Below are 25,467 nucleotides of genomic sequence, written 5' to 3'. Positions count from 1 at the left end.
GGGAGCAAGTCCCCTCCCACATTTTGACCTCGGTGTTTGTTAGACGGTGGCAAGGCGCTGTAGAAAGTCGCGGTGCTGGCGATGCGCGGTCTCTTGCACCACCGGCGCCAGGCGCAGTTTCTCGCCGGGCAGGTATTGCGCCAGCCGGGCCTGCGCCAACGGCGTGAGCGCACCCAAACGCGGGTAGCCGCCGATGGTCTGCCGGTCATTGAGCAACACAATGGGCTGCCCGTCCGGCGGCACCTGGATCGCCCCCAACGGAATGCCTTCAGAGATCAACGACGGCCCTTGATACTGCAACGGCGTGCCCAGCAGGCGCATGCCCATGCGGTCGGCGCGGCTGTCGATGGCCCATTCGGTGTTGAACGCGTCAAACAGGCTTTGCCCGCTGAACTGGCCAATCTGCGCACCCACAATGACCTCCAGCGGCGCCTTGGCAGGCAACCCCGGCTCACTCAGCACTTTCATCGCGCCGCCCGTGCCGGAATACGCCAGGCGCCCGCCTTCAGCCAACGCCTTGCCGAAACCGTCCAGCCCACCCAACGCCTCACGCACCACCGTGGCACAACTGCCCAGCACCTGCGGCGCAGTGAACCCTCCGGGCGCCGCCAAGTAAGCGCGCGCGCCGCTGAACGGTTGGGTGAAGCGCAAGCGCTGGCCCTTTTGCAGAATAAAACTGCGCCCGGGGCTGATCGCACGCTCATCGATGTAAGCGCCCAGGTCCGCACCGGCCAGGGCCAGCAGGCAATACTCTTGCGCCTGCACGGTAAAACCGCCCAAGGTGATTTCCACCACCGGCGCATCCAGGGCATTGCCCAGCAACCAATTGGCGCACGACATCGACACCCAATCCAGCGCGCCGCCCTGGGTCACGCCGAGGTGGCGCACGCCAAAACGGCCGGCATCCTGCAACAGGCACAGCGGCGTGCTGGCCTCGATCAACAAACGGCTCATGCCTGCGCCTCCAATGGCGTGTCATCGCCGCCCAAACGGATAAATTCGGCGTGGCTGACGGGCTCGAAACGCACAGTGTCGCCGGGTTGCATCAAGCTGTAGCCGTCGCGCTCACGGTCGAACAGCTTGGCCGGGGTGCGGCCGATCAGGTTCCAGCCACCCGGCGAGACCACCGGGTAAGCGGCGGTCTGCCGTTCAGCAATGCCGACGCTGCCAGCAGCCACGCGTTTGCGCGGCGTGCTGAGGCGTGGCGTGGCGAGCACCTCATCGACCAAGCCCATAAACGCAAAACCGGGCGCAAAGCCGAGCGCGAATACCTGGTATTGATGGGCGCTGTGGCGGCGGATCACTTCGTCTACCGCCAAGCCGCTGCGCTGGCTGAGCAAGCTCAGCTCAGGGCCGACGCTCAGGTCGTACCACACCGGCAACACGTGGCATTGGCCGCTGCCCTGGGCTTGGGGTTGCAAGTCGGCCAGGGCCTGGTCGATCAGCACCCGCGCCTCGGCCGGGGCCAATACCGTGAGGTCGTAATGCACCATCAAGGTGCTGTAGGACGGCACCAGGTCGACCAGTGCCGCGCCAAAACGCTCGCGCAGGCGCTGGGTGGCAGCGAGCATCCACGGCATATTGGCTTCGGCAATCACCTCAAACAGACGCACCATCAGACAGTCGATCGCCACCACTTCAACGCGTGGCTTCATGCTGGCCTCAACGCCTCGCGGATACGTTTCACCGCGGCCACGGAACTGGCGTTATCGCCATGCACACACAGCGTATTGGCCTGCAACAGCAAGGCGCTGCCGTCGCTGGCGGTCAGCGCTTCGCCTTGGCAAAGGGTCAAGGCTTGCTGGATGATGGTCTCGGCGTCGTGGTGCACGGCGCCCGGCAACTGGCGGGAGACCAAGTGCCCCTGGTGGTCGTAAGCACGGTCGGCGAACGCTTCGAACCACAGCATAACCCCGTATTCATCGCCCAAAGCCTTGGCCGCGCTGTTATCGCGCGTGGCCAACAGCATCAGCGGCAAGTCGCCATAGGCCGCCACAGCCTGGATAACCGCCCGCAGTTGCGCAGGGTTGGCCATCATGTCGTTGTACATCGCGCCATGCGGTTTGACGTAACTGACGCGCCCGCCTTGCGCGCGGCAGATGCCGTCCAGCGCGCCAATCTGGTAGTGCAACAGGTCCTGGATTTCCTGAGGTGTGTAGGCCATGGAGCGGCGCCCAAAACCTTGCAGGTCCTGGTACGCCGGGTGCGCACCGACTTGCACGCCGTGCTTGAAGGCCAGGCTGACGGTCTTGCGCATGATGCTCGGGTCGCCGGCATGAAAGCCGCAAGCCACGTTGGCGCAATCGATGAACGGCATGATTTCGGCGTCCAGACCCATAGTCCAGTTGCCAAAACTTTCGCCGATGTCACAGTTCAATAACAGACGGCTCACGGTGGGTGCTCCTATAGGCTGTGTATTTTTTACAGTGTGGGATTGTGGGCACGCAACGCGCAACTTGTCCTGACACCCCAACGCCGCTTATCGTGGAATAGCTCGATTTTTGGCGTTTGCCCGGCGCGGCGTCCAACTAATAAAAACCGATCCATGCATAAGAAAAGTTGATCCCATGAATTTGAAGTTCCTCGAAACCTTCGTCTGGGTGGCCAAGCTCAAGAGCTTTCGGTTGACCGCCGAAAAGCTGTTCACCACCCAGGCCTCGATTTCCAGCCGCATTGCCGTGCTCGAAAGCGAGCTGGGGGTGAAGCTGTTCCTGCGCGACTCGCGCGGCGTGAGCCTGACCCCGGAAGGCTTGAAGGTGCTCGATTACGCCGAGCAAATGATGGTGACGCTGCAGGGCTTGAAGCAATCGCTGGAAACCACCAGCAGCAAGGTCGGACGCATTCGGATCGGCGCGATGGACACGGTGATCCATACGTGGCTCAGCCCTTTGGTGGCGGAATTGATGGACCATTTTCCGCTGGTCGAAATTGAATTGATCGCCGATACCGCGCTCAACCTCAGCGATCAGCTGCAAAAGGGCTTCCTCGACCTGATCCTGCAAACCGACCTGCTGCGCCTCGAAACCGTGCGCAGCCTGGAACTTGCCAGCCACCCGATGGCGTGGATTGTTGCCAGCCATTCGATCTACAACCGTGACTACGGCTCCCTCGCTGAGCTGGCCCGGGAGCGCATCATCACTTACTCGAAAAATTCGCACCCGCACCAGGACGTGTTGAGCCTGATGCAGGCCAACGGGGTGGCCGCGCCCCGCATGAATTGTGTGAACTCGGTGTCGGCGATCACTCGCTTGCTGCGCGATGGGTTTGGAATAGGCGCCCTGCCCCCGGTGCTGGTCCGTGAGGAGCTGGCACGCGGGGAATTGGTGATGCTGCCGATGGCGCAGCGCTTGCCGAATTTGCAGGTGGTGGTGTCGTGGCGCGTCGGTGTGGAGCTGGTGGAGGAGATAGTCGGGCTGTGCCAGAAGGTAGTGGCGCGGTATGCCGAAGAGGTGGGTGAAGAGCGGATGGTGCTGAGCCCACAGGTTTCATTGAAGCAGGCGGATTAGCTGATTTAAGCGGTTATAGGTTGGGGGTGCGGCCTTGTGCACCCGGAAGCTGGCCCGGTCTTCCAACTGTGGGCGCTGTATCTTTGATGTAGCGCTGTCGCGCATCGGGCTGGTTCGGGGGTGTTCTTCAGGTTGGGTATATATCCGGTATTTTGGTTATGGCTTGTATGGGTTTCGCTCTTACAGCGAGTCACTTTTGATAGAGCGCAAAAGTAACCAAAACGCTCTCGCCCCACCACTCGGTTTCGCTCTTACAGCGAGTCACTTTTGATAGAGCGCAAAAGTAACCAAAACGCTCTCGCCCCACCACTCGGCACCTCGCTTAGGCTCGGTGTGCCCGCCCGAAGGCTTGAATCCGTGGGCCGCCGCGATGGGCCATCCTTGGCCCAGCGCGGCTAACCCGGCGTCCTGCCGGGTTACCCACGGATTCAAGCCTGCGGGCGGCCATCGTGGTTTAACGGGGCGCTTCTCAGATCAAGATCAAAAGCAAAAGCACGGCGGCCTGAAAGCCGACCTGAGTGGTTGGAGCAGATCAAAAGCGCTTTTGCATACACAGCAGATCTGCTTTTTTTTGCTTTTTGTGGGAGGGGGCTTGCTCCCGATAGCAGAGTGTCAGTCACTGCATCTGTGACTGATACACCGCCATCGGGAGCAAGCCCCCTCCCACAGTTTGAATGCATTCTGCTTGGGAGATTGGGTCAGCTTAGATGATCGTTCCCACGCTCTGCGTGGTAATGCCGCTCCGGACGCTCTGCGTCCCGCTTTTTCAGCCATAGAATCTCCCACATTTGACCGCATTCAGCGTGGGAGATTGGGTCGGCTGTCAGGCCGCCTGCTTTTGATTTTGATCTAAAGGCGCCCCGTTAAACCACGCTGGCCGAACGCAGATATTACGGAGCGGGTAAACCGGCAGGACGCCGGTTTAGCCGCGACGGGGCAGGGACGCCCCGTCGCGGCGGCCCGCTCCGTAATATCGGAGTGAGGGCATGCCGAGCCACAGCGAGGCACCGAGTGGTGGGGCGAGGACCTTTTGGTTACTTTTGGCTGGGCCGGCTTCCGGGCCTTTCAAAAGTGACCCGCTGTAAGAGCGGAACCGATACAAGCCATAACCTCAATAACGGATATGCACTCAAAACCCAAACAACAAACCTAAATAATTTTAATAGCAAAAACAATAGGTTATTTGTAGTTTGATAGGAGCGGGCTTGCTCGCTGCCACATTTAGCGCTGTGGCGGTTTTTAGAGCCCTTTAAGGTCGCGCTCTTCAATCGGCCGGCTCTGGCGCAGGCGCTTGCCGCCCAACACCACCCAGTCGATCAAGCGAAACAGGCACTCAATGCCAAACGATAACAACATCGCGCCGCCCAATCCCCAGCCCATGGCTTCAGGTGTCAGCAGAATCTGATAACTGTAGCCGTTCCAGGTTTCCAGACGAATCGCCGGGTCGGCGGCTATCGCCACCTGCAGCGCGCGAATGTACCAGGGCCCTTGCATCGCTTGAAATTGCTTGTCCAGCGCCACCTGACGGTCCAGCAAGGTGCCCAGGCTGTTGGCATCGCTGCGAAACACCGGGTCGTCACTCGCGCGGTAATGCGCCACCAGCGCCTGCAAATCACCTTTGAAGAACTGCTGCGCCGTTGCGTCAAACCCGCGCAGGCCAGTCTGCGCCTCGATCAAGTGGGCCTCGACACGCTTGGCGTAGTCGTTGATAAACCCCGGCACTTGCACACCCACCAACAGGCCAATGGCAAACAGCACCAATCGCAGATAGCTAAGCAACATGGTCGTTATCCTTACTCAGTGATGCCCTGGCTCACGCATTCACCGCGTCGCCACAGGCTCCATTGGCCCGGTTCATAGCGGGTCCAGTTTTCGTTGTCGGTAAGCGGTTCGGTCGCGATCACCGTGACCACATCATTGGGCGTGGTTTCGGCCTGAAAATCGACGATCACGTCGACATCCTTCAACCGTGCCGGACCAAACGGCGCGCGCCGGGTAATCTGCGCCAATTTGGTTGAACAGTAGCAAAACAGCCAGTCACCGTCGCTGAGCAAGCAATTGAACACGCCTTTGTTGCGGTATTCAGCACAGGCCGCGATCAGGTCAGGCAGCATCTGTTCGATGTCCACAGGCTCCGGGAACGCTTCGCGCACGCGGTTGAGCAGGTCGCAGAACGCCGCTTCGCTGTCGGTATCGCCCACTGGCCGGTAGAACGTGGCGCTCGGGTTGAAGTCGGCCAATTGACCGTTGTGCGCAAAGCACCAGTTACGGCCCCACAGTTCACGTACGAACGGGTGGGTGTTGGACAGGCACACCTTGCCTACGTTGGCTTGGCGGATATGGCCAATCACTACTTCACTTTTGATGGGATAACGCTGCACGAGCAGCGCGACTTCCGACTCGCTGCTGGCGGCCGGGTCCTGGAACAGACGCAAGCCACGGCCTTCATAGAAGGCGATGCCCCAACCGTCGCGGTGCGGGCCGGTGCGCCCGCCGCGCTGCATCAGCCCGGTAAAACTGAACACAATGTCGGTGGGGACGTTGGCACTCATGCCCAATAATTCACACATGCCAGGGCTCTCGCTGCAGGGCGGACAACGTTAAAGGCGCGGTTCGACCCGCATGCTGCCGGCAGGCGCCGGGCGACGGTACGGCTCGTCGTCTTCATCCTGGTTGGCGCGCTCGGCGGCCAACGCAGCATCGGTCGCGGCCTTGCGCTCACGGCGGGCGTTGGCGGCGCGCTCGATGGGCCAGCGGATCAACACAAAGACGATATACACGCCAGCGGCGATCAGCGTGTACATGAACAGATCGGAAACCGCCCGCCACGCGTTATTGCCGACCTTGAGCACCAGGTCCAGCGCGGTAATCGCCACGGCCGGCGCGAACTGGGTTTTGACCGGGTCAACGATGGTCGGGCTGAACAGCAGCACCGCCATCAGCAGTTGCAGCGGCTCGCGCAGCCAGCGCCAGACCCAGCGGGTCATGCGCCACCACACCAACAGGCAGCCTAAAGCGGCGAAGGCGTAAAGGCCCCAAGCGGTCAGATAGTCGTTCTCGGTCATGGTGTCCATGGCAAGGTAGGCAAACAGGCGGCTATGATAACGGCTTTTGCGTGTCTCGGCTGCAATGCCTGCCACCATCCGCCAGACAGAGAGTGATCCATGCCTTCATCGACCCACATCGCTGCCGCCCCGATTGCCCGCAAGGCCGCAGGCCAAGACCCGTACGCCTGGCTGCAAGCGCGTGACAGCGCTGAAGTACTTGATTACCTCAAAGCCGAGAACGCTTGGCAGGAGGCGCAACTCGCCGATCAACAAGCGCTGCGCGAGACCTTGTTCGAAGAGATCAAGGGCCGCATTCTCGAAACCGACCTGTCGCTGCCCTCGCCGTGGGGGCCGTACCTGTATTACACGCGCACCACCGCGGGTGACGAATACGCCCGTCACTACCGCTGCCGCCGCCCGGCGGACGACAGCAACGTGGTGGATGAAAGCACTGAACAATTGCTGCTCGACCCCAACGTGCTGGCCAATGGCGGGTTTTTTTCGCTGGGCACCTTCAGCATCAGCCCCGACCACCAGCGCCTGGCCTACAGCCTCGACACCAGTGGTGAAGAGATTTACACGCTGTTCGTGAAGGAATTGGCCACCGACAAGGTCAGCGAACTCGCGTTCGAGAACTGCGACGGCAGCATGACCTGGGCGAATGACAGCCTGACGCTGTTCTTCGGCGAGCTGGACGACACCCATCGCCCGCACAAGCTTTATCGCTACCGCCTGGATGGCACGGCGGCGCAGCAAGTGTTCCACGAGCCCGATGGGCGGTTTTTCCTGCATTGCTACCGTGCAAGCTCGGAGCGCCAGTTGCTGCTGGCGCTGGGCAGCAAAACCACCAGTGAAATCTGGGCCTTGGACGCCGACCAGCCGCACCTGGACTTTACCTGCCTGGCGCCACGCGTCGAGGACCATGAATACGATGTCGACCACGGCAAACTCGACGGCGAATGGACGTGGTTTATTCGCAGCAACCGCGACGGCATCAACTACGCGCTGTTTGTCGCCGCCGACACCGGCAGCGTGCCGACTGAAGACCAATGGCAAAACCTGATCCCGCACAGCGACGAGGTGATGCTCGACGGCGTGAGCTTGAACGCCAGCGCAATGACCCTGAGCCTGCGCATCGGCGGCCTGCCGGTAATCGAAGTGCACGCTCAGGACGTGGCGGCCTATCGCGTCGAATTGCCCGATGCGGCCTATAGCCTTTACGTGCAGAACAGCCTGGAGTTTGCCAGCCACAAGATCCGCCTGCGTTATGAAGCCCTGAACCGCCCCGCCCAAGTACGCCAGCTCGAATTGGCCACAGGCGCACAAGTGGTGCTTAAAGAAACCCCGGTGCTGGGCGCGTTCAACGCCGACGACTACGTCAGCCAGCGCCTGTGGGCCACCTCTGCCGATGGCACTCAAGTGCCGATCAGCCTGGTGGTCAAGCGCGACCAACTCGGCAAGCCAACCCCGCTGTACCTCTACGGTTATGGCGCGTATGGCCAGAGCCTTGACCCGTGGTTCTCGCATGCGCGCCTGAGCCTGCTCGAACGTGGCGTGGCGTTTGCCATTGCGCACGTACGCGGCGGTGGCGAACTGGGTGAAGCCTGGTATCGCAACGGCAAACAGGAACACAAGCAAAACACTTTCAGCGACTTTATCGCCTGCGCCGAACACCTGATCGCCCAAGGCCTGACCACCTCCAAACAACTGGCGATCAGCGGCGGCAGTGCTGGCGGCCTGTTGATCGGCGCGGTGCTCAATCAACGCCCGGCGCTGTTCCAGGCAGCGATTGCCGAAGTGCCGTTCGTCGATGTACTCAACACGATGCTCGACCCGGAGCTGCCGCTGACCATCACCGAGTATGACGAGTGGGGCAACCCTGCAGAGCCTGAGGTGTATGCGCGCATCAAGGCCTACGCACCCTACGAAAACGTCAGCGCCCAGGCCTACCCGGCCACGCTGGTGATCGCAGGTTACAACGACAGCCGCGTGCAGTACTGGGAAGCGGCCAAGTGGGTGGCCAAGCTGCGTGACACCAAGACCGACGACAACCTGCTGCTGCTCAAGACCGAGCTGGGTGCCGGCCACGGCGGGATGAGCGGGCGTTACCAGGGTTTACGTGACGTAGCGCTCGAATATGCGTTTGTGTTCAAGGCACTGGGGTTGATTTAAGGAACTTAGTGCGGCGGTTCTGTCTGAACACAGGACCGCCGACTGATTGATGGATCAATACTGCCGCTATGCCACAACCCACTTTGCTTAACGACGAAATCCGCGACATGCTCATGGACTGCGGGCTGTTCGACGCGCTGTTGCCGGAAGATTTTCACTTGGCCGCGGGCTACTTCAACATCAGCAGCATTGCTCAAGACGAGGCGATTTTTCTCGAGGGCGATGCCGGCACCTTCATGTGCATCCTCCACAGCGGCCAGGTCGCCGTGCAAAAAACCAATCACGCAGGCCAGCGCTTGACCATCGCCCCCCTGCGCAGTGGCCGGGCTTTTGGCGAAATGGCGGTGCTCGATGGTGAGCGGCGTTCGGCCAGTTGCGTGGCGGTAAGCGACAGCGTGGTGCTGAACCTGGGCAAGGATTCCCTGGAAAAAATGCTCAACGAGGCACCGCGCGTTGCCGCCAAGATCATCCGCGCGATTGCGATTGCCCTGTCCAAACGCCTGCGCATGGCCGATGGGCAATTACTCGCGCAACAGGTTTAACCGCCGGGAGTTTTCGGTTTGCTGTCGTTCTGCAGCAAGCCAGGCACGGTTTGGTCCTTCGGTGGCGTCGGCAATACGATGGGCACCAGCGCAGGTGAGCCGTTAGCGGTGGCCTTGGGGGCGACAGGCGGGGTGACCTGCGGGTATAACGTCGGCGTCGGCGTGCCCGGCGCGCCTGGGGTTGGCGCGGGTGCAACGGGCACGGTTTGCACCTCCTGAGCCTGCGCGGCACCCAATGCGAGCGCGCTCAACACAATGACCGTTAGAATGTTGCACTTCATCGATGGCTCCATGGCCTGACCGGAATGTCGTAAGGCTACTCCCAACCGCGCAAGAATGCCCTTCCCAATGAGATTTCCATGAAACGTTTCGTACTGCTCGACACCACCCCGATCCCCGACAACGGCGGTGCCTTGTGCCTGTTCGAATACGGTGAGGATTTTGTCATCAAGATCCAGGGCGGTGATGGCGGCCAGTTGATGAACACGCGCATGCACGGCTCCGAAGACGCGCTGGCGGAAATTCCCTGCCGCAAGGTCGCCGGGCGCCCCGGTTCGCGGGTATTGATCGGTGGTTTGGGCATGGGCTTTACCTTGGCCTCGGCCCTCAAACACTTGGGCAAGACCGCCGAAGTGGTGGTGGCGGAGCTGGTGCCCGGTGTTGTGGAATGGAACCGTGGGCCGCTGGGCGAAAAGTCCGGCCGCCCGCTGCTGGACCCGCGCACGGTGATCCGCATGGAAGACGTGGCCAAGGTGCTGCAGGCCGAGCCTCAGGGGTTTGACGCGATCATGCTCGACGTCGACAACGGCCCCGAAGGTCTGACGCAAAAAGCCAATAGCTGGCTCTACTCCGCCGGTGGCCTGGCCGCTTGCGCCAAAGCCTTGCGGCCCAAGGGCGTACTGGCCGTGTGGTCGGCCAGCGCCGACAAGCTGTTCAGCGACAAACTGCGCAAGGCCGGTTTCAAGGCCGAAGAAGTGCAGGTGTTTGCCCACGGCAACAAAGGCACCCGGCACACCATTTGGATTGCCGAAAAGCTCAAGGGCTGATCGCGCCGACCAAGCGGCCCGCTCCCACAAAAAGCAAAAGCAGATCGCTGTGTATGCTAAGTCCGCTTTTGATCTGCTTTAACCACTCAGGTCGGCTTAAGGCCGCCGTGCTTTGATCTGAGAAGCGCCCCGTTAAACCACGATGGCCGCGCGACAGCGCTATATCAAAGATGCCGCTGGGCCTCCCACACGTTCAACCCCCGTCAGCTTCGGGATTTGCGGTAATCGATCACATACGGCAGCTTTTTATCGACAGTTTTTTCCAGCTCACCCTGGTCCAGCTTGGTCATGCCGCCCAGTTGATGCGCAGTAAAACCACTGTCGCCGACCTGTGAGCCCGGCGCCAGGCTGACCATGCGCTTGGCGACGGCCTCGATCGCATCCTTATAGCCGCCTTTCTTGTTCAGGTTGAACGCGCTCAAATCGATCTGCGTGCGCAGCCAGTTGCCCCAGTAAAACTCCAAAAATTCCGGCGCAATCGCGCCCTCGTCCGGCTTGCCGTAGGCCGCCTTGCGGGTGAAGTACACCAGGCTGCGGAACGTGTCGTCCTGCAGGTTCTTGAAACCCAAGTGCGCTGGCAATTGCTCAGGCGCCAGCGTGCGGCCCTGATTGTCCTTAAGCCAAACCTTGCGCGCGGCCTGCATGCGCTGCCAGAACGCGGGCATGTCCGCGCTGGTGCTGAAATCGTCGGTAACCTTGACCCACATTTTCAATTGAGGCCCACCACCGGGTACTTCCCACAAGGTGGTGAAGCTGTGATGACCGTCGGTCAGGTACAACTGGCCGCCGGGTCCGACCACCACGGTTTTCATCGCATCGGGGTGGGCGCCCACCGGGTCTTTGCAACTGAAGCTTTGGGGTTGGTGCAGGTTGGCCTTTTTGGGCACTTTGTCAGCCTCGCCCTGGCCATTGGTTTCGCAGTATTCGTCGAAGACTTTGGCCGGCTTGTCGGCGAACAACGCCAGGCTGTAGCCAATCTGGTCAAACCCCACCACGGCTTGGGTGGGGTGCAGTTGTTCGAGGCTCACCTCGACGACCTGGCCAGGCTTGGGCGTTGAGAACGCTTGGGCTTGAGCCGCCAGCACGCTGAGCAGCAGCGCAGCGGTCCATGGGTATAAACGCATAGGTTTTCAGATCCTTGTGCAGGGTGTGAGCCGATACTACAAACGATTGCCGGTGCCAGGCTGTACCGCTGCTGAAAAAGCCAGCGGTCATTTACGGCGCGAGCGGCTAGAATCAACTGTATCCGTGAACCCCCAAATAGCCAGGAGCCATGATGAGCTCGACTAACCCGCCCTCCCACACTGCCAAGCTGGACCGCATTCTTGCCGATGCCCAGCGCGACCGGGAAATGGGCTACCGCGACAAAGCCTTGAAGATGTACCCGCACGTGTGTGGCCGTTGCGCGCGTGAATTTGCCGGCAAGCGCTTGAGCGAACTGACCGTACACCACCGTAACCATAATCATGATGACAACCCCCAGGACGGTTCCAACTGGGAGTTGCTGTGCCTGTACTGCCACGATAACGAACACTCGCGTTATACCGACCAGCAGTACTTCGGCGAAGGCTCCACCAGCAGCCCGACGATTGCCAAGGCGACGCACAACCCGTTTGCGGCGTTGGCCGGATTGATGAAAAAAGATGGATCATAGCGGCAAGCCGCAAGCCGCAAGCCGCAAGAAAAAGCCGATCTGCTTGCAGCTTGCAGCTTGAAACTTGCAGCTGCCTAACTTATAGCTTGCAGCTTGAAACTTGCCGCTATAATGCCGCCCTTTTAAGGCACCCTTCCCCGTGGGCAATAAACGCTACAGCTGCATCGGTCTGTATAACCCCAAATCCCCCGAAAACGTCGGTTCGGTGATGCGTGCCGCCGGCTGCTACGGCGTGGCCTCGGTGTTCTACACCGGGGTGCGTTACGAACGGGCGCGGGATTTCATCACCGACACCAAGAAAGTCCACCACGACATTCCGCTGATCGGCATCGACGACCTGAAAAAGATCCTGCCTCTGGGCTGCGTCCCGGTCGCTGTGGAACTGGTCGAAGGCGCGCGCCCGCTGCCCGAATACACCCATCCCGACCGCGCGCTGTATATCTTCGGCCCCGAAGACGGCTCGCTCGATAAAGACATTCGCAACTGGTGTGAAGACGTGGTGTACATCCCGACCACCGGCTGCATGAACCTTGCCGCCACCGTCAACGTGGTGCTCTACGACCGCTTGGCCAAAGGCAACAACACCCGCTCAGGCCCCAAATACTGATTTTTCGGGAACATCCGACGCCTGCCAACAGTCAGCTATTCACACTAGCCCTTGTTGGAGACAGACCATGAGCGACAGCAAAAACCTGCGACCTATCATCGAACACGCGCCATTTGAAAGCCAACCCGGCCAAAACGTGCACGGCTGGGAACGCATCGGCTCAGTCGCCGGCGGCGTCATGCTGGTCGGCAAAGGCCTGCGCCGTGGCGGTATCTTCGGGCTGATCCAGGTGGCAATTGGCGGCGTGGCGCTGGTGCGCGGCGTTACCGGGCACAGCTCGCTCAAAGACAAGCTGGAGCAGGGCCGCCAGGAAATGAACACCGTGCGCACAAAGATCGAGCGCGCAGGCCAAGAGTTGAAAAACTTGAAGACCAAGGCCGAAGTGGCCGCTGAAAAAGCCGTCAAAACCCCGGCCTGATCCACGCCTTGCAGAGGTGCAAGGTCAAACTGTGGGAGCGGGCTTGCTCGCGATTGCGCTGTCTCAGACGAGTATTTTTCAACTGACACAGCGCTATCGCGAGCAAGCCCGCTCCCACAAAAAAGCGCGTTTGGCCTAACCCATCAGCGCAGCAGTTTGGAATCCAGCACCACCGACGACTCGCCGATAACAGCGTCGGCCAACTGCACAAACTCGGCCGTGGTGACGCTGTTTGCACGCATCACCGCGTGTGCCAGGTCATCCAGCGAGCGTTTGTTGTGGGTTTTCACGCGGATCTCCCGGTCCAGCTCCTGCAACACCACCACCGCGCGCGAAACGGTTGCACCGCTGACGTGCTCGCCGCGCAGCGTGGTCACGTCCTTGCCTTCCTTGACCAGTCGCGCCTGGATCGCGGCATACCGATCATCGGTGATACCGCCCGCACGGCGCATCAGTTCGATGGCATAGAACTGCGCCATGCCTTCGCTGATCCAGTCACTCTTGCCGTGATCGTTAAAACGCCCGACGGCCTGCACCACTTCGCGAATCAACGGGCTGCTGCCATTTTCGCTGACTAGCGGCGTGCGGCTGTTGAGGTAGAGTGAGTCGCGCGACGCAAACACACCGCGGCGCATCGGGTCACTGGCGCCCAGCACCAGCAACTTGGCGGGGTGACGCGGAAACGCGGCCTCAATTTGCGGCCAGACGAACGTCAGCAACGTGAGCACATCCATGCGGCGCATGCCCTGGCCCTTGGGCGAAGCCACCGTGACGTCGGTGTCGCCCAAGCGTACGCGGCGGCTGCCAAGATTGCCGGCGAGCATCCAGCCGGTGGGCCGATCAAACAGGCGGGATACGTTGTCGATGCGAAAGGTGTTTTTGCCGATGCGCGGCCAGGCGGTTTCGACGCTTGCCCAGCCTGTCGGTAATTCGAACGCCAGCCGCGACACCAACTCGACGCCGTCCTGCTGGTCGAGCCGCGCCGGCGGCACCAGGTCTTCACCCCGGAACAGCGCCCAACCGGGGGTCATCCGCGCTTCATAAATGCCGGTTTTACGCGCGTGGGTCAGGCGTACACGGTAGGTCAGGCTGGCCTTGCCGGCGCTCGGTTGCCACAGGCCACGGTGGCCGTTGAGGCTCCATTGGCCGTCGGCCTTGAAGTCACTGTAGTCGCCGCCGGCGCCCAGGTCGAAGTTCAGGCTGCGCACCGCCGAACCTTGCGACACGCTCACGCGCACTTGCGCCTGATCGCTCTGCGGCAGCAGTTTGACGTGGTAGTCCAGCTCGACTTTGTTCGCGCACCACGCGGGCAGGCTCAGCGCCAGCAACACCAAAAGCGCCGCCAGCCGGGTTTGCAGCGTCATACACACGCCTCCTTTAGCCTGCACGGAAGATCAGGTAATCCTCCCAGTCGTCTTCGGGCACGCTGCCTTCGGCGAGCATGCGGCCAGACTGGGAAATGCGTTGCTGGTGCACCGCATCGCGGTCACCGCACACCAGGTGATGCCACAGCGGCAGGTCTTTGCGCTCGCTGACCAGGCGATAGCCGCAGGTTGGCGGCAACCATTTGAACTGGTCGGCCTGGCCCGGCGTGAGCTGGATGCAGTCGGGCACCGAGGCGCGACGGTTGGGGTAGTCGGTGCACTGGCAGGTTTTCAGGTCGAGCAGTTTGCAGGCGATACGCGTGTAATAGACGCTGTTGTCGTCCTCATCCTCAAGCTTTTGCAGGCAGCACAGGCCACAGCCGTCGCACAACGACTCCCATTCCTGTTGGTCGAGGTGTTCAAGGGTTTTGCGTATCCAGAAAGGTTCGACTTTGGCGGCCATGGCTCTGCATCAGTATCAGTAGGTGAAAAGGCCGCCAGTCTAGTGCCCAAGGCCGTTGCGGCCAAGCGCTTACGAGTGGCTGCGTTGCACCACTTGTCAGTCTGGCGGGGGCGCAGCAGTGTTGAGCGAGCGCGAATGCGAAGGTGACTTCAGCCTTTAACGCCGTTGAAACCCTGCCGTTGAATAACGGCAGGGCAAACCGTCAAGCGTTTGCGACGATCAGTTCATTGAAGGTTTTGCGCAGTTCGGCCTTTACCCGGTTATACGCGTCCATGATCTCCGGCACCATGAACTCGGCAGGCAGGCCATCCATATCGATGGGGTAGACTTTATTGTCTTTGCTCGAATACATGAAATTGCTCATCTGCGGATCGTTGTGATAAATGTCCATCGCTTCCATGCGCGCCAGCGCATCATCAACCAACGACCGCGCCGAAGGCGGCAAGCTTCCCTTCTCAATCTTGCTCAGGTCCACACCGTCGATTTTTTTCATTTTTATGTATTTGCGGCCCTCATCAATGATGACTTCAGCCACGCCATCGCCGTAGTACGTGTTCATGTTGACCACTTCCATGCTGGTGTAGCCTTCGGCCGTGGTTAACCGAGTAGGCCCCAGGTCCTTATAAACATGTTCGCCATCCAGGCTCGCATAAAGCGTCCCCTCCCCGCCTCGGCCAATCTCTGGCCCCAAATCGGATTTGACCGACACCGGGCTGCCGCCACGCGCGCCCAGCCGCCGCCACTGATCACCCTGCACATGCTCAAGCAACAGCGGGGTTTGCCGATTATTGTGATAAACCCGCGCCTGTACCGTGCCGTCTGCCGTGCGCGTTACCTGGCGCACTTCGTAAACGGCGGTTTGGCCGGCACTGTCGGTGTGGCGGATATGCGACAAATGCCCGTCAGCGGCAACATACACACCCTGATGATTGCGCGTTAGCCCGGTAATTCTGGACGCCGGCACGTTGAATTGGCCAAACAGGCCGTTGCTCAACTCGCCCTCCGGCACCGTCGATGCGCGGGTAATCTGGCCATTCACCGCGCGGGTTGCAGGCGTGAAATCGTCGAGCGGGCGGCCGTAGGGCAGCATCGTTTCGGCATCAAAGGCATACCATTTGCCCTTGTGTAACACGGCGCCGCCTTCAACGCTCTCACCCGCGACTTTGAACACGCCCGTGGCCGCTTCTGCATAGTGTTTACTGGCGACCTTCAACAGGGCATAACTGCCGGCCGCGCCCCTGAGCTGATTAAATTGCCGGCTCACAGCACGGCTGCTGTTGACTACCAACCTGCCACCGCTTGCGATCAAATCCCCCGCGCCGCTCAACGGGTTGAAGGCCTCGACAAGCGTTGCCCCGACAAACCTCGAAACCTTCGCCACCTTGCCCACTGTCGACACCGCACTGCCCACCACCTTGCCGGCCTGCGCAGCCTTGCCCGCGCCCAACGTGATCAGGCCAACCGCATCCATCGCCAGGTCGAAGACGCCTTGGCCAATGTTGCCATTACCAAAGTTGACGATGGCCGAGCGCAGCGGAATGAGGTTCAGGAAGAACTCGGAAATCGCCTCGTTACGCGCGCTGTCCTGATCATACGAGGTGACGCCCCTGGCCTCTTTCAACAGGTCATCATTCTTCAGGTCAAGGGCCTGCACAAACACATCGGCGATGGCATGACTGCGCGCCGAGCTGAAACTGTCAGGCGCCCGCGCGCCCTCGGGTTGCACCTGGAACTGCTCGGCGTACTTGGCTTTATCGGGCTCAAACAGCTGCGTTTTCGAGAGCACATTGGCCTCGCGCTCGTGCATTTTGTTCGCGGTAAAAGGCTCGGTGCGGCGGCGTATCAGAAAGTTTTGTTTCTGCACTGTACCGCGGCGCGTGTCGATCCGGTAAAGATCCACCTGGCCGTCACTCCCGGTGGCTTTCACCTCCAACGTGTGCCCCCTGGCGTAAAGCGCTGGCGGGGTAAATAAATCACCGGCGATCTTGTATTGGTCGGTACGGAAGAATTCCAGCTTGGCACTTTCGAGGCGCTTGCGATCTGCCAGTGGCAACGTCGAGATCAGATGCCGGACCCTGGCTTGCTGCCCGCCTTCCTGAGCGGTTATGGACGCATCGAACTGCGCCTTGAACGAGGTCGAAACATCCAGTTTGCCCTGACCGTAAAGGCTGCAAAACCGATTGATGGGCAAGCGTTTGTCATTGCTTATCCAATGATCTTCGCCCCCCAGCTTGCCCCCTTCCATCACGATATCGAGCATTGAACGCAGGCCGGGGTAGAGACCAGGGCGACCTTCCTTCAACCTGGCCTTCTGGATGTTCCTGACCTTGAAGAGGCTGACGTCCAGGCCAGGAAACGCCTCTTGAAGCTGGGCAAGCGCCATCGCTTCTCGGCTGGGAATGGGCGTTTGCAGCAAGCTGCTGGTGGTTTTCAACACGCTCAACTGGTCGTTATACGCGGCCCTCACGCGTTCCATCTGAATGGTTGACGGTGCCTGTTCAGCGGTGCCGAGAAAACCGTTGGCCACGCCCCAATTTATCAGTGCCTGACGGTCGATCTGCTGGCTGACGGCGGCGTCGGTATCGAGCTGCTCGGCGGCCAGCAAGACCTCTGCATAGCGCATGCCGAGCGTACGACCCGGGGTTTGCGCTTCGAGCCTGCCCACCGACATCGCCAAGTGTGCCCAGAGCGCGCTGGCGCAGGTCACGCCGGCCGGAATATCCCTGATCAGGAACTCCGGCGCCGTTTTGGCCAGCAGCAATGAAGCGGCCAATTGGGCGGTTTGCGTGCTCGCGCGGCCTTTCTCGACCAAGTGTTTACCCAACCCTTCAAGCACCACCGAAGGCGGTTGCCCCCAGTGCTGACTGTTCGCCAGATCAAACCCGGCAACGCTGTTGCGCGCGGGCGTGGCCAGGGACTCCGGGTCAAGCCCCAGATGGATCGCCGTCAACACATAGGCGCTGCTGCCGATGCCTGAGCCACTGCCGTCCAACCTTGACTGAATGGCTTGCCCCAGCGCCTGGGCTTTGGGTGAGCCGAGCAGTTGTTCCATCGCCAGGACCGGCGAGTTCAGCGCCGCTCCAGCCACCGCGCTGCCGCTGAGCAAATAACCGAGCGCGCCCTTCGCGCTGTCGGCCAGCGGCAAATCCGCCAAGCCGCTGCTGTTGTCGTGCATCAGGGCAATGATGTCGCGCTGGTCTTGCGCCGGCATCGCGACGGGCCACGACAGTGCGCCACTGAGGTTGCCCAGTGGATGGGCCTGTGCCTGCCTGCCGATAACGCTTTGTTGCTGCACCAGCGCTTCGAGGGTTGTCGGCACCTCCATGCCGCCACTGAGCAGATAGGCCTCAAGGCTGACCAGGCGGTTGGCAGGCAGCGCCTCGGGTGCCGGATAGGTCGAGTTCTCACACACGTACATCGTTGTGTTTTTCAACTGCGCTGCCAGCGCGGTTTCCATCTGCGCCCTGGCCCTGGATAACGGTTGGTTCGCCACGAGCTGCCGGGGCAGGTCTTGAATGATGTGGCGCAGTTTATCCGCCAGGGTTCGCCGATTACAGTGGGCTGCCAGCGTTGCGTCCAATAGCGCGGGGGGCGTCGGCGTTGGGTTAACGTGCGCCGGCACAAGCGTTGCGGGCGGTTCGCCCGTGGGCACGCTGGATGAATTTGAATGCGCGAAATGGGGCGTATAAACCCCAGGCGAAGTGAGCGTGGTCATGGTGATACCTGTCCTTAGTAAGAGAAAACCTTCAAAACGCGCAACCCTGCGCCTTCTGTGATCACTGGGTGGGGGCACCCGCGAAAGAGGTTCCATCTTGACTGTCAGGTTTTATGTACATGACCGAACGTTAAGCAATGCGCCCGATTGCCGGGCGCTGCCTTCAATAACCGCGTTCGAAGCGGACTTCTCCACGCAGCGCTTGCCTGGCCTGATACGCGCGCAGGTTTTCGACAAACAACGCGACCATCAACGCTGGCGATGTCGGCGCCGAGCTGTGCCCGGTCAGCAACAAGCCCCAGGCGGTCCAGAACGGGTGGCGTTGCGGCAACGGTTCCTGACGGCACACGTCGATGACCGCACCGGCCAGGTGCCCTTCTTTCAACGCCTCGACCAAATCGGCATCGACCACCGCCACGCCGCGCCCGACGTTGATAAACAACCCGGTCGGCTTGAATTGCTTGAACAGCGCCGCGTCGTACAAGTCATGCGTGCTCGGCGTGCTCGGCAGCAGGTTGATTACGTAGTCGACCTCACCGACCAACCGGCCCAATTGGTCGAGCCCGGCGACTTCGATAAACGGCGCCTGCTCGCGTGGGGAACTGGCGATGCCATACAGCTTGACGCCAAATGGCAGCAGAAAATCGGCAACGCTCTGGCCAATATCACCGGTGCCGACGATCAGCGCCTTGCGCCCCGACAGGCTTTGGCCCAGCCGGTTGTCCCATTTGCGTTCGACCTGGCTGACCAGCCGCGCGAGTACTTCGCGCTCGTGGCCCAGCATATACGTGAGCACAAACTCGGCCATGACCTGGCCAAAAATGCCCACCGCGCGGGTCAGTTGATAGTCACGCGGCAAGCCTTCGGCCAGCAACGGCGTGATGCCTGCCCAGGTCGATTGCAGCCATTGCGGCGTATGGCCCTGGCGCAGCAACGTGGCGAGCAAATCCGGCTGGCCAAGCCAGACAGGGCAATCGGCGGCCAGGCGCGACAGCTCGGCCGAGTCGCCGCTGGTCAACACTTCAACGTCCGGCGCCGCTTCGCTCAGCAATCGGGCGTAAAGCGGGTGATCCTGTTCAGCAATCAGAACACGCATGGTTCAAACCTTTCAAAAACAGTGCAGACGGCCGCCCGCATCCATGCGGCCACCGCCAACTAATACGAGTACAGGGGAAGCAGGTGCCCTGAACAGGGCACTGACCGATCACATCGGGTCGTTGCGGCGCAGCAGCTCTTCGGGCAAGTGTTCGATGTACTCGTCCTCGGCCGGTGGCATTTGCAGGTGGTAGCCCTGCTTATCGAGGTTCTCCAGCACTACCGTGATGTCCTCGCGCGACAGCTTGCGCTCCGGCGTCAGCACCATTTCAAAGGCCAGATGAGCCTTGCCGAACGCGACCATCAGGGGTTCCGGCACACGCTCCAGCGCATCGCTTTTGAGCACGTAAAGGTACATCCCGTCTTTTTTCAAGCTGCGATAGATCGAGCAAATTCGTTTCAAGGCTGTTCTCCGGCAGTCGCCAGGCTGTCGAGCAGCGCCTGGCCCATCAACTCGCGGCGCCAGCCACGCAGCGAGTCTGGCAATTTATACGGCCCGTCGGGGTAGCCACTTTTGACCAGCGCCTCAAGGGTTTTCTTGCGCAGCATCAGTTCCGGCGCCATCTCCAGGCGCTCAGCTTCGGCCTGGCCCAAGGCGCGCAGTTGCTTGATCAGCGTGGCGGCATCCACCGGCAGCGGTTCAGCAACGGCGGGCGGCCATTGGTCCATCGGCACGCTGCCGGCACGTTTGATCAGGTCCAGCAGAAATTGGCCATCCTGACGCACGGTGCGCGGGTGCATGTCTTCGATTTTGCCCAGCGCGGCAAGGTTATCCGGCTGGGATTTGGCCAGGGGCCACAACGAGTGTTCACGCACGATGCGGTTGCGCGGCAGATCACGGGCGCGGGCTTGCTGCTCGCGCCAGGCGCACAGCTCACGCAGCACGGCGAGTTGCGCACGCGAGAGTTTCCACGCCAGCTTGGCCTCGCGGTACACCTCGTACGGGTCGACTTCGCGGCGCAAGTTGGCCACCAGCTCGGCGCCGTCTTCCAGCACCCAGCTGTATTTGTCGTCGGACAGCTGCGGGCGCAGCCGGATATACACTTCGGCCAGGTGCACCGCGTCTTCGGCGGCGTAGCTCACCTGCGTCTCGGACAACGGCCGCTGCAGCCAGTCGGAACGGGTTTCACCCTTGGGCAGCTCGATATCGAGCACCGCTTGCACCAGCCGCGAGTAGCCCATGGAGAAACCGAGGTTCAGGTAAGCCGCAGCCAATTGAGTGTCGAACAACGGCACCGGCAAGCTGCCGGTCAGGCGCAGCAACACTTCGAGGTCTTCGCTGCAGGCGTGCACCACTTTGATAACGCCGGGGTTTTCCAGCAAAGCGGCCAGCGGTTGCCAGTTGTCGATGGTCAGGGGGTCGATCAGGTAAGCGCGTACGCCATCACCAATCTGGATCAGCCCGGCAATGGGGTAAAAAGTGTCGACCCGCATGAATTCGGTGTCGAGGGCGACGAATGGCAACTGCTGCCATTCGGCGCAATGCTGGCCGAGGCTATCGTTGTCGCAGATCCAGTGAATATCGATGGCCACACGGCTCTCCCTTGAAGAATGGCGCGCAGTATATATCGTGAAAGCGCTTAGCGAGCATCCGCAGTGCACACGCCATCATGAAAACTCCGACAGGAGCTGAAGAATAGTCCGACAGGCGGGAGTTAGCCTCTCTTACGTAGAACGTAAACACGCCAACGTTTTGAGCCCGGCAGGAACTCCTGGTGATTCAGCACCTTGAAGCCCGCCTGACGGAACTCATCCTCTACCGACGCCTGCGAGCTGACCGACACAATCACCGTGTCGCGGCTGACCCGATGGAATTCGCGCAGCAACGCCAAACGCGCGTCGCTGCTGGGTACATGGCGAAACAACTCCAGACAGAAAATGCAGTCCACCGCGTTCGCCGACAAGCCGATGGAAAACGCTGAGCCCTGGAACGTTTTGACACGCTTGAGCAGCGCCGCCGGGTGATGGGTGCACGCGTGGTCGAGCATGTGCTGGGAGTTGTCTGAAGCCAAAATCACCCGATTGATGTGTTCGGCCAGCACCGGCCAGAAGCGGCCGGAGCCACAGGCCAGGTCAAGAATCAGCCCCGGCTCGCCGGCCACTTTCAACGCCTGGCGCACCAACCGCTCATCGCGCCACACCGCCAGGCGCTTGCGCAGCGCTGGCGGGCGCGTGTCGCCGCAGACCCTGGCATGCTCGCGGTCGCAGTGTTCGGCGAATTCAATCTCGATAGAGGAAGGAGGTTGTGGCGACATCACGGGCTCATGTGGGTGGAACGGTAGTGAATGACCTTGATTCGTAGTTTAACCATTGCAACGTGAAAAAAAGGTCGAAGCCCTGCCGCGGTAAACCCGGCAACGCCCCTTGCTACCTGCGCGCGCAGCTGGAAATAATGACGCCCCCGATCATTCCCCAAGGACTCGCTTGCATGAAAGCTGCCCTAGCCCTGTGTTTATTGGCGAGCCTGGCGACTAACGCCTTGGCCGACACCGCCCCCTCGCGCCTCGATGAAGTGCTGCAGCGCGGCACGCTGAACGTCTGCACCACCGGCGACTACACGCCCTACTCCGCCCTGCGCGCAGACGGCACGTATGAAGGTATCGACATCGCCATGGCCGAATCACTGGCCAAAAGCCTCAACGCCAGCATTCACTGGGTGCCGACTACGTGGAAAAGCCTGATGCCGGACTTTCTGGCGCAGCGCTGCGACATCGCCGTGGGCGGTATTTCGGTGTCGCTGGAGCGCCAGAAAAAAGCCTTCTTCAGCCAGACGCTCGGCGTCGACGGCAAGATCCCGCTGGTGCGGTGCGCCGAGGTACAGCGCTACCAGAGCGTCGAACAGATCAACCAGCCGCAGGTGCGTGTGATCGAGCCGGCGGGCGGCACCAACGAGGCATTTGCCCGCGCCCATTTGGCCAACGCGCACATCCGCCTGCACGACAACGTGACTATTTTTGACGAGTTGCTCGCGGGCAAGGCCGACGTGATGATCACCGACGCCAGCGAGGCGCGCTTCCAGCAAAAGCGCAAGCCGGGGCTGTGTGCGGTCAACCCTGAGCGGCAGATGCAGTACGGCGAAAAAGCTTACTTGCTGCCCCGCGATGATGTGGCCTGGAAAAGCTACGTCGACCAGTGGTTGCACCTGAGCGTGGCCAATGGCGTTTATGCCGGCATTCTCGATCAATGGCTGGCGGCGCCCTGAGTCACGCCGGTCTACGCTGTTGTCACACCTATAATAATGAGGGATGAGCAATGAAAGGACTGTTCCGACTCACCTGGTTGCTGCTGTTGTGTTTCAGCCAGGTGCACGCCGACACGGCAGAAGATACCGACGCCCACGCCGCCAAGGCATTGCTGGCAAAGGCCTTGGCGTATTACCAGAGCAATGGCGACAAGGCGTTTGCCGCGTTCAGCCGCCAGGGCGAGTTTATTGACCAGGACCGTTATGTGTTTGTAGTCGACACCCAAGGCGTGTTGCTGGCGAGTGGCGGCCCATCCTCTGCATTGATCGGCCGCGATGTGTCTGAAGTGCTGGGGCCGGATTTGCGTCAGTCATTCAAGGACGCGCTGGCGGTGCCCGAAGGTCAGGGTGTGCAACAAGCCGACTACCGCTGGCAGAACTGGAACGACGGCAAGGTTGAGCACAAACATGTGTTTTATCAGCGCGTCGGCGCACGGATTCTGGCGGTGGGGTATTACTTGCCACGCGCTACGCCGGAGCAGGCGCGGGCGTTGAGGGACAAGGCGGTAAAGGCCTTGGCCAAGGATGAAGCGGGCACGCTGAAGGCGATCAATTCGTTGCAAGGCGGGTTTCTGCAGGATGACTTGTATGTGTTTGTGGTGGACCTGAATACCGGCCGCTATGTGGCGCATGGGACGAATGCGCGCTTGGTGAATACGGATTTCGCCAAGGTCAATGACCCGGACGGCAGGCCGGTGGGGGAGCCGATTTTGAAGCTGATGGCTGAGCAGGGTCAGGGCGAGTACACATACCGCTGGAAAAACCCGGTGACTGACCGGGTCGAGAACAAGCACGCGTATTTGCGCAAGGCGGGGCATTTGATGGTGGCTGTGGGGTATTACAGCCCTTGAGCTTGAGTACACATCGGTTATTTGGAAAAGCGCTTTTGTGGGAGCGGGCTTGCTCGCGATTGCGCTGTGTCAGTTGAAAAATATTTATCTGAAACACCGTCATCGCGAGCAAGCCCGCTCCCACTGTTGACCGAGTTGAGCCGTAAGCGGCCGTTACGCAAATAACGAAATTACCGCGCCTTATCGCCGCGCCCGCGCAAAAGCCTGTCAGGCATCGCAACAGCGGCCGCCAGCCCCAACAGCGAGACCGCCGCACTGACCATCAACAAATGCCGAAACGTCAGCGCCAGCTCCCCACGCAACGCATCCTGCGCTGGGCCGGGCGCGGCGTTGAGGCCGTCGAGCAATACGTTGCCGGAACTGCCCTCGCCGCCCAGCGCGCCACTCGCCAAATGCGCAAAACTTGAATCCTGCAACAATGCCAGCAACAGCGCCGACATACAGGCCACGCCCACCGCCCCACCCAGGGAGCGGAACAGGTTGGTGGTGCTTGTGGCCACGCCAATATCGCGCTGCTCCACCGAATTCTGGGTGCCCACCAGCGACGTCGGGAACTGCATGCCCGCCGCAATCCCGCACAGCAGCATAAACACTGCGGTCAGCCACACATCCTGGGGCGCGCTGTACGCCATGCCCAAAATCGCCAACGGGCTCAGCAATGCGCCGGCCAGAATCATCGGTTTATAACGCCCCGTCACCGAGGTCAGGCGCCCGGCCGTGTAGGCGCCCACCGGCAAACCAAACGCCAGCGGCAGCAGATGCAAGGCCGCGCTGTCGGCCCCGGAGCCGGTCACCGTCTGAAACCGCAGCGGCATCAACACCGTCAGGGAAATCGCCTGAAAGCTGGTAAAGAAAATCGTGCACCAACACAACACCGCGCTGCGGTTGGCGAACAAATGCATGGGCAACAAAGGCTCCGGCGCGCGGCGTTCGTGCCACACAAACACGCTGAGCGCCAGCAACGCGCAGCCCAACAAACCCAGCACTTGCGGGTCTCGCCAGCTATGGCCCTGGCCGATTTCAGTGATGCCCAGCAGCAAGGCCGTCAGGCCGATGATCATCAGCAAGGTGCCGAGGTAGTCGATAATCGGCTTGCGTTGCGGCACCGGCAGCCCCACCAGAGTGCGGTGGGCCACATACCAGGCGCCTGCGCCCAGCGGCAGGTTGATCAAAAACACCCAGCGCCACGACAGGTACTCGGTCATGTAGCCGCCCAACACCGGCCCGGCCACGCTGGCCACCGCGTACATGCTGCTGAAGTAGCCTTGATAACGCCCGCGTTCGCGCGGCGGGATGATGTCGCCGATAATCGCCTGGCTGACCGAGATCATGCCGCCAGCGCCGATGCCCTGAAGCACCCGCGCCAGCACCAGTTGCTCCATGCTTTGCGCCATGCCGCAAAACAGCGACGCCAGCGTGAACAGGCCCATGCCGATCAGCATCATCGGCCGCCGCCCGTACAGATCACCGAGCTTGCCGTAGATCGGCACCGCCACGGTCATTGCCACCATGTAGCCGGCGATCACCCAGGCCAACAGGTTAACGTCATGGAACTGCGCGGAAATGGCCGGCATCGACACAGCAACAATGGTTTGGTCCAAGGCCCCGAGGAAGATCGCCAGCATCAAGGCGGCAAGCACACTGCGTATGGCAGGAACCGGTGGTGCGGGTTGATTCAGGTTAGTCACGGCAGACCCTTCGAGCAAAACCCGCAGGTAAAGAAGGGCCCTGCGGGAATGCTCAACA

At 61.0% G+C, this 25,467-nt stretch carries 25 protein-coding genes; 9 read left to right on the top strand and 16 right to left on the bottom strand.

Features of this window, described 5'->3' with window-relative positions; genetic code table 11:
- Window positions 1-39 precede the first annotated feature (39 nt).
- Genes AO240_RS25510 through AO240_RS25500 form a run of 3 tightly spaced genes read right to left on the bottom strand, consistent with a single transcriptional unit; the run spans window position 40 to window position 2,392 of the window.
- Window positions 40-954: a biotin-dependent carboxyltransferase family protein gene (locus tag AO240_RS25510; RefSeq protein WP_099240226.1), complete on the bottom strand. Its 915-nt coding sequence runs from the start codon at window positions 952-954 to the stop codon at window positions 40-42.
- The gene (gene pxpB / locus AO240_RS25505; RefSeq protein ID WP_099240224.1) at window positions 951-1,655 is read right to left on the bottom strand and encodes a 5-oxoprolinase subunit PxpB; all 705 of its coding nucleotides are present in this window, start codon (window positions 1,653-1,655) and stop codon (window positions 951-953) included. Before pxpB ends, AO240_RS25510 begins: the two co-directional genes overlap by 4 nt.
- Window positions 1,652-2,392 carry a 5-oxoprolinase subunit PxpA gene (locus AO240_RS25500; RefSeq protein ID WP_099240222.1) on the bottom strand — a complete coding sequence of 247 codons (741 nt, stop codon included), beginning with the start codon at window positions 2,390-2,392 and terminating at the stop codon, window positions 1,652-1,654. Before AO240_RS25500 ends, pxpB begins: the two co-directional genes overlap by 4 nt.
- Window positions 2,393-2,567: 175 nt before the next feature.
- Between AO240_RS25500 and AO240_RS25495 the strand changes: the two genes are divergently transcribed.
- A complete protein-coding gene (locus AO240_RS25495) occupies window positions 2,568-3,506 on the top strand; it encodes a LysR family transcriptional regulator (RefSeq protein WP_099240220.1) in 939 nt (312 codons plus the stop codon).
- Window positions 3,507-4,745: 1,239 nt separating this feature from the next.
- Here AO240_RS25495 and AO240_RS25485 read toward each other — a convergent pair.
- The 3 genes from AO240_RS25485 to AO240_RS25475 are packed head-to-tail and all read right to left on the bottom strand — an operon-like array spanning window position 4,746 to window position 6,649.
- Window positions 4,746-5,288, bottom strand: a complete 543-nt coding sequence (locus AO240_RS25485; RefSeq protein ID WP_099240218.1) for a DUF2937 family protein — start codon at window positions 5,286-5,288, stop codon at window positions 4,746-4,748.
- An 11-nt stretch (window positions 5,289-5,299) separates the two neighbouring features.
- Window positions 5,300-6,076, bottom strand: coding sequence for a class II glutamine amidotransferase (locus AO240_RS25480; RefSeq protein ID WP_099240216.1), 777 nt, complete (start codon window positions 6,074-6,076; stop codon window positions 5,300-5,302).
- A gap of 30 nt (window positions 6,077-6,106) precedes the next feature.
- The gene (locus tag AO240_RS25475; protein ID WP_099240214.1) at window positions 6,107-6,649 is read right to left on the bottom strand and encodes an MFS transporter; all 543 of its coding nucleotides are present in this window, start codon (window positions 6,647-6,649) and stop codon (window positions 6,107-6,109) included.
- A gap of 21 nt (window positions 6,650-6,670) precedes the next feature.
- Here AO240_RS25475 and AO240_RS25470 point away from each other — a divergent pair, with 21 nt between their 5' ends.
- Complete coding sequence (locus AO240_RS25470; protein WP_099240212.1) at window positions 6,671-8,725, top strand: S9 family peptidase; 2,055 nt, start codon at window positions 6,671-6,673, stop codon at window positions 8,723-8,725.
- Between the two features lie 68 nt (window positions 8,726-8,793).
- Window positions 8,794-9,267 (top strand): cyclic nucleotide-binding domain-containing protein, encoded by a 474-nt coding sequence (locus tag AO240_RS25465; protein ID WP_099240210.1) that lies wholly within the window; start codon window positions 8,794-8,796, stop codon window positions 9,265-9,267.
- Here AO240_RS25465 and AO240_RS25460 read toward each other — a convergent pair.
- Window positions 9,264-9,548: a hypothetical protein gene (locus AO240_RS25460; protein WP_058411057.1), complete on the bottom strand. Its 285-nt coding sequence runs from the start codon at window positions 9,546-9,548 to the stop codon at window positions 9,264-9,266. The genes AO240_RS25465 and AO240_RS25460 overlap by 4 nt on opposite strands.
- Window positions 9,549-9,626: 78 nt before the next feature.
- Between AO240_RS25460 and AO240_RS25455 the strand changes: the two genes are divergently transcribed.
- Window positions 9,627-10,313, top strand: coding sequence for a spermidine synthase (locus AO240_RS25455; RefSeq protein WP_058411058.1), 687 nt, complete (start codon window positions 9,627-9,629; stop codon window positions 10,311-10,313).
- 203 nt (window positions 10,314-10,516) lie between these two features.
- Here the strand turns inward: AO240_RS25455 and AO240_RS25450 are convergent, their stop codons facing one another.
- Entirely contained in the window at window positions 10,517-11,437 is a 921-nt protein-coding gene (locus tag AO240_RS25450) for a ParB/Srx family N-terminal domain-containing protein (RefSeq protein WP_099240208.1), read from the bottom strand.
- A 152-nt stretch (window positions 11,438-11,589) separates the two neighbouring features.
- Here AO240_RS25450 and AO240_RS25445 point away from each other — a divergent pair, with 152 nt between their 5' ends.
- The 3 genes from AO240_RS25445 to AO240_RS25435 all read left to right on the top strand — a co-directional run bounded on the left by AO240_RS25445 (window position 11,590) and on the right by AO240_RS25435 (window position 12,992).
- Entirely contained in the window at window positions 11,590-11,967 is a 378-nt protein-coding gene (locus tag AO240_RS25445; RefSeq protein WP_058411060.1) for a YajD family HNH nuclease, read from the top strand.
- A 139-nt stretch (window positions 11,968-12,106) separates the two neighbouring features.
- Entirely contained in the window at window positions 12,107-12,574 is a 468-nt protein-coding gene (locus AO240_RS25440) for an RNA methyltransferase (protein WP_099240206.1), read from the top strand.
- Between the two features lie 67 nt (window positions 12,575-12,641).
- Window positions 12,642-12,992 carry a DUF2892 domain-containing protein gene (locus AO240_RS25435; protein ID WP_099240204.1) on the top strand — a complete coding sequence of 117 codons (351 nt, stop codon included), beginning with the start codon at window positions 12,642-12,644 and terminating at the stop codon, window positions 12,990-12,992.
- Window positions 12,993-13,135: 143 nt separating this feature from the next.
- Here AO240_RS25435 and AO240_RS25430 read toward each other — a convergent pair whose 3' ends face one another.
- The 7 genes from AO240_RS25430 to AO240_RS25400 form a co-directional block, all read right to left on the bottom strand.
- On the bottom strand, window positions 13,136-14,356 hold the full coding sequence (locus AO240_RS25430; RefSeq protein ID WP_099240202.1) for a hypothetical protein: 1,221 nt from the start codon (window positions 14,354-14,356) through the stop codon (window positions 13,136-13,138).
- 13 nt (window positions 14,357-14,369) lie between these two features.
- Window positions 14,370-14,819, bottom strand: a complete 450-nt coding sequence (locus AO240_RS25425) for a YcgN family cysteine cluster protein (protein ID WP_099240200.1) — start codon at window positions 14,817-14,819, stop codon at window positions 14,370-14,372.
- 202 nt (window positions 14,820-15,021) lie between these two features.
- Window positions 15,022-18,534: a hypothetical protein gene (locus tag AO240_RS25420; RefSeq protein ID WP_143505465.1), complete on the bottom strand. Its 3,513-nt coding sequence runs from the start codon at window positions 18,532-18,534 to the stop codon at window positions 15,022-15,024.
- A 163-nt stretch (window positions 18,535-18,697) separates the two neighbouring features.
- Window positions 18,698-19,630, bottom strand: a complete 933-nt coding sequence (locus AO240_RS25415) for a D-2-hydroxyacid dehydrogenase (protein WP_099240195.1) — start codon at window positions 19,628-19,630, stop codon at window positions 18,698-18,700.
- A 108-nt stretch (window positions 19,631-19,738) separates the two neighbouring features.
- Window positions 19,739-20,032, bottom strand: a complete 294-nt coding sequence (locus AO240_RS25410) for a YcgL domain-containing protein (protein WP_099240193.1) — start codon at window positions 20,030-20,032, stop codon at window positions 19,739-19,741.
- A complete protein-coding gene (gene rnd / locus AO240_RS25405) occupies window positions 20,029-21,162 on the bottom strand; it encodes a ribonuclease D (protein ID WP_099240191.1) in 1,134 nt (377 codons plus the stop codon). The genes AO240_RS25410 and rnd overlap by 4 nt, the downstream gene beginning before the upstream one ends.
- 122 nt (window positions 21,163-21,284) lie before the next feature.
- The gene (locus AO240_RS25400) at window positions 21,285-21,884 is read right to left on the bottom strand and encodes a class I SAM-dependent methyltransferase (RefSeq protein ID WP_099240189.1); all 600 of its coding nucleotides are present in this window, start codon (window positions 21,882-21,884) and stop codon (window positions 21,285-21,287) included.
- A gap of 173 nt (window positions 21,885-22,057) precedes the next feature.
- Here AO240_RS25400 and AO240_RS25395 point away from each other — a divergent pair, with 173 nt between their 5' ends.
- Together AO240_RS25395 and AO240_RS25390 are read left to right on the top strand one after the other, a co-directional pair.
- Entirely contained in the window at window positions 22,058-22,831 is a 774-nt protein-coding gene (locus AO240_RS25395) for a transporter substrate-binding domain-containing protein (RefSeq protein ID WP_099240187.1), read from the top strand.
- A 50-nt stretch (window positions 22,832-22,881) separates the two neighbouring features.
- On the top strand, window positions 22,882-23,721 hold the full coding sequence (locus AO240_RS25390; RefSeq protein WP_099240185.1) for a cache domain-containing protein: 840 nt from the start codon (window positions 22,882-22,884) through the stop codon (window positions 23,719-23,721).
- Between the two features lie 170 nt (window positions 23,722-23,891).
- Here AO240_RS25390 and AO240_RS25385 read toward each other — a convergent pair whose 3' ends face one another.
- Window positions 23,892-25,409: an MDR family MFS transporter gene (locus tag AO240_RS25385; RefSeq protein ID WP_099240365.1), complete on the bottom strand. Its 1,518-nt coding sequence runs from the start codon at window positions 25,407-25,409 to the stop codon at window positions 23,892-23,894.
- Between the last annotated feature and the right edge of the window lie 58 nt (window positions 25,410-25,467).

The sequence above is a fragment of the Pseudomonas sp. ICMP 460 genome (assembly GCF_002723595.1).
GTDB classification, from domain to species: Bacteria; Pseudomonadota; Gammaproteobacteria; order Pseudomonadales; family Pseudomonadaceae; genus Aquipseudomonas; species Aquipseudomonas kitaguniensis.
Note: the sequence above shows the minus strand (reverse complement) of the source record. Positions and strands in the feature narration are given on the sequence as shown.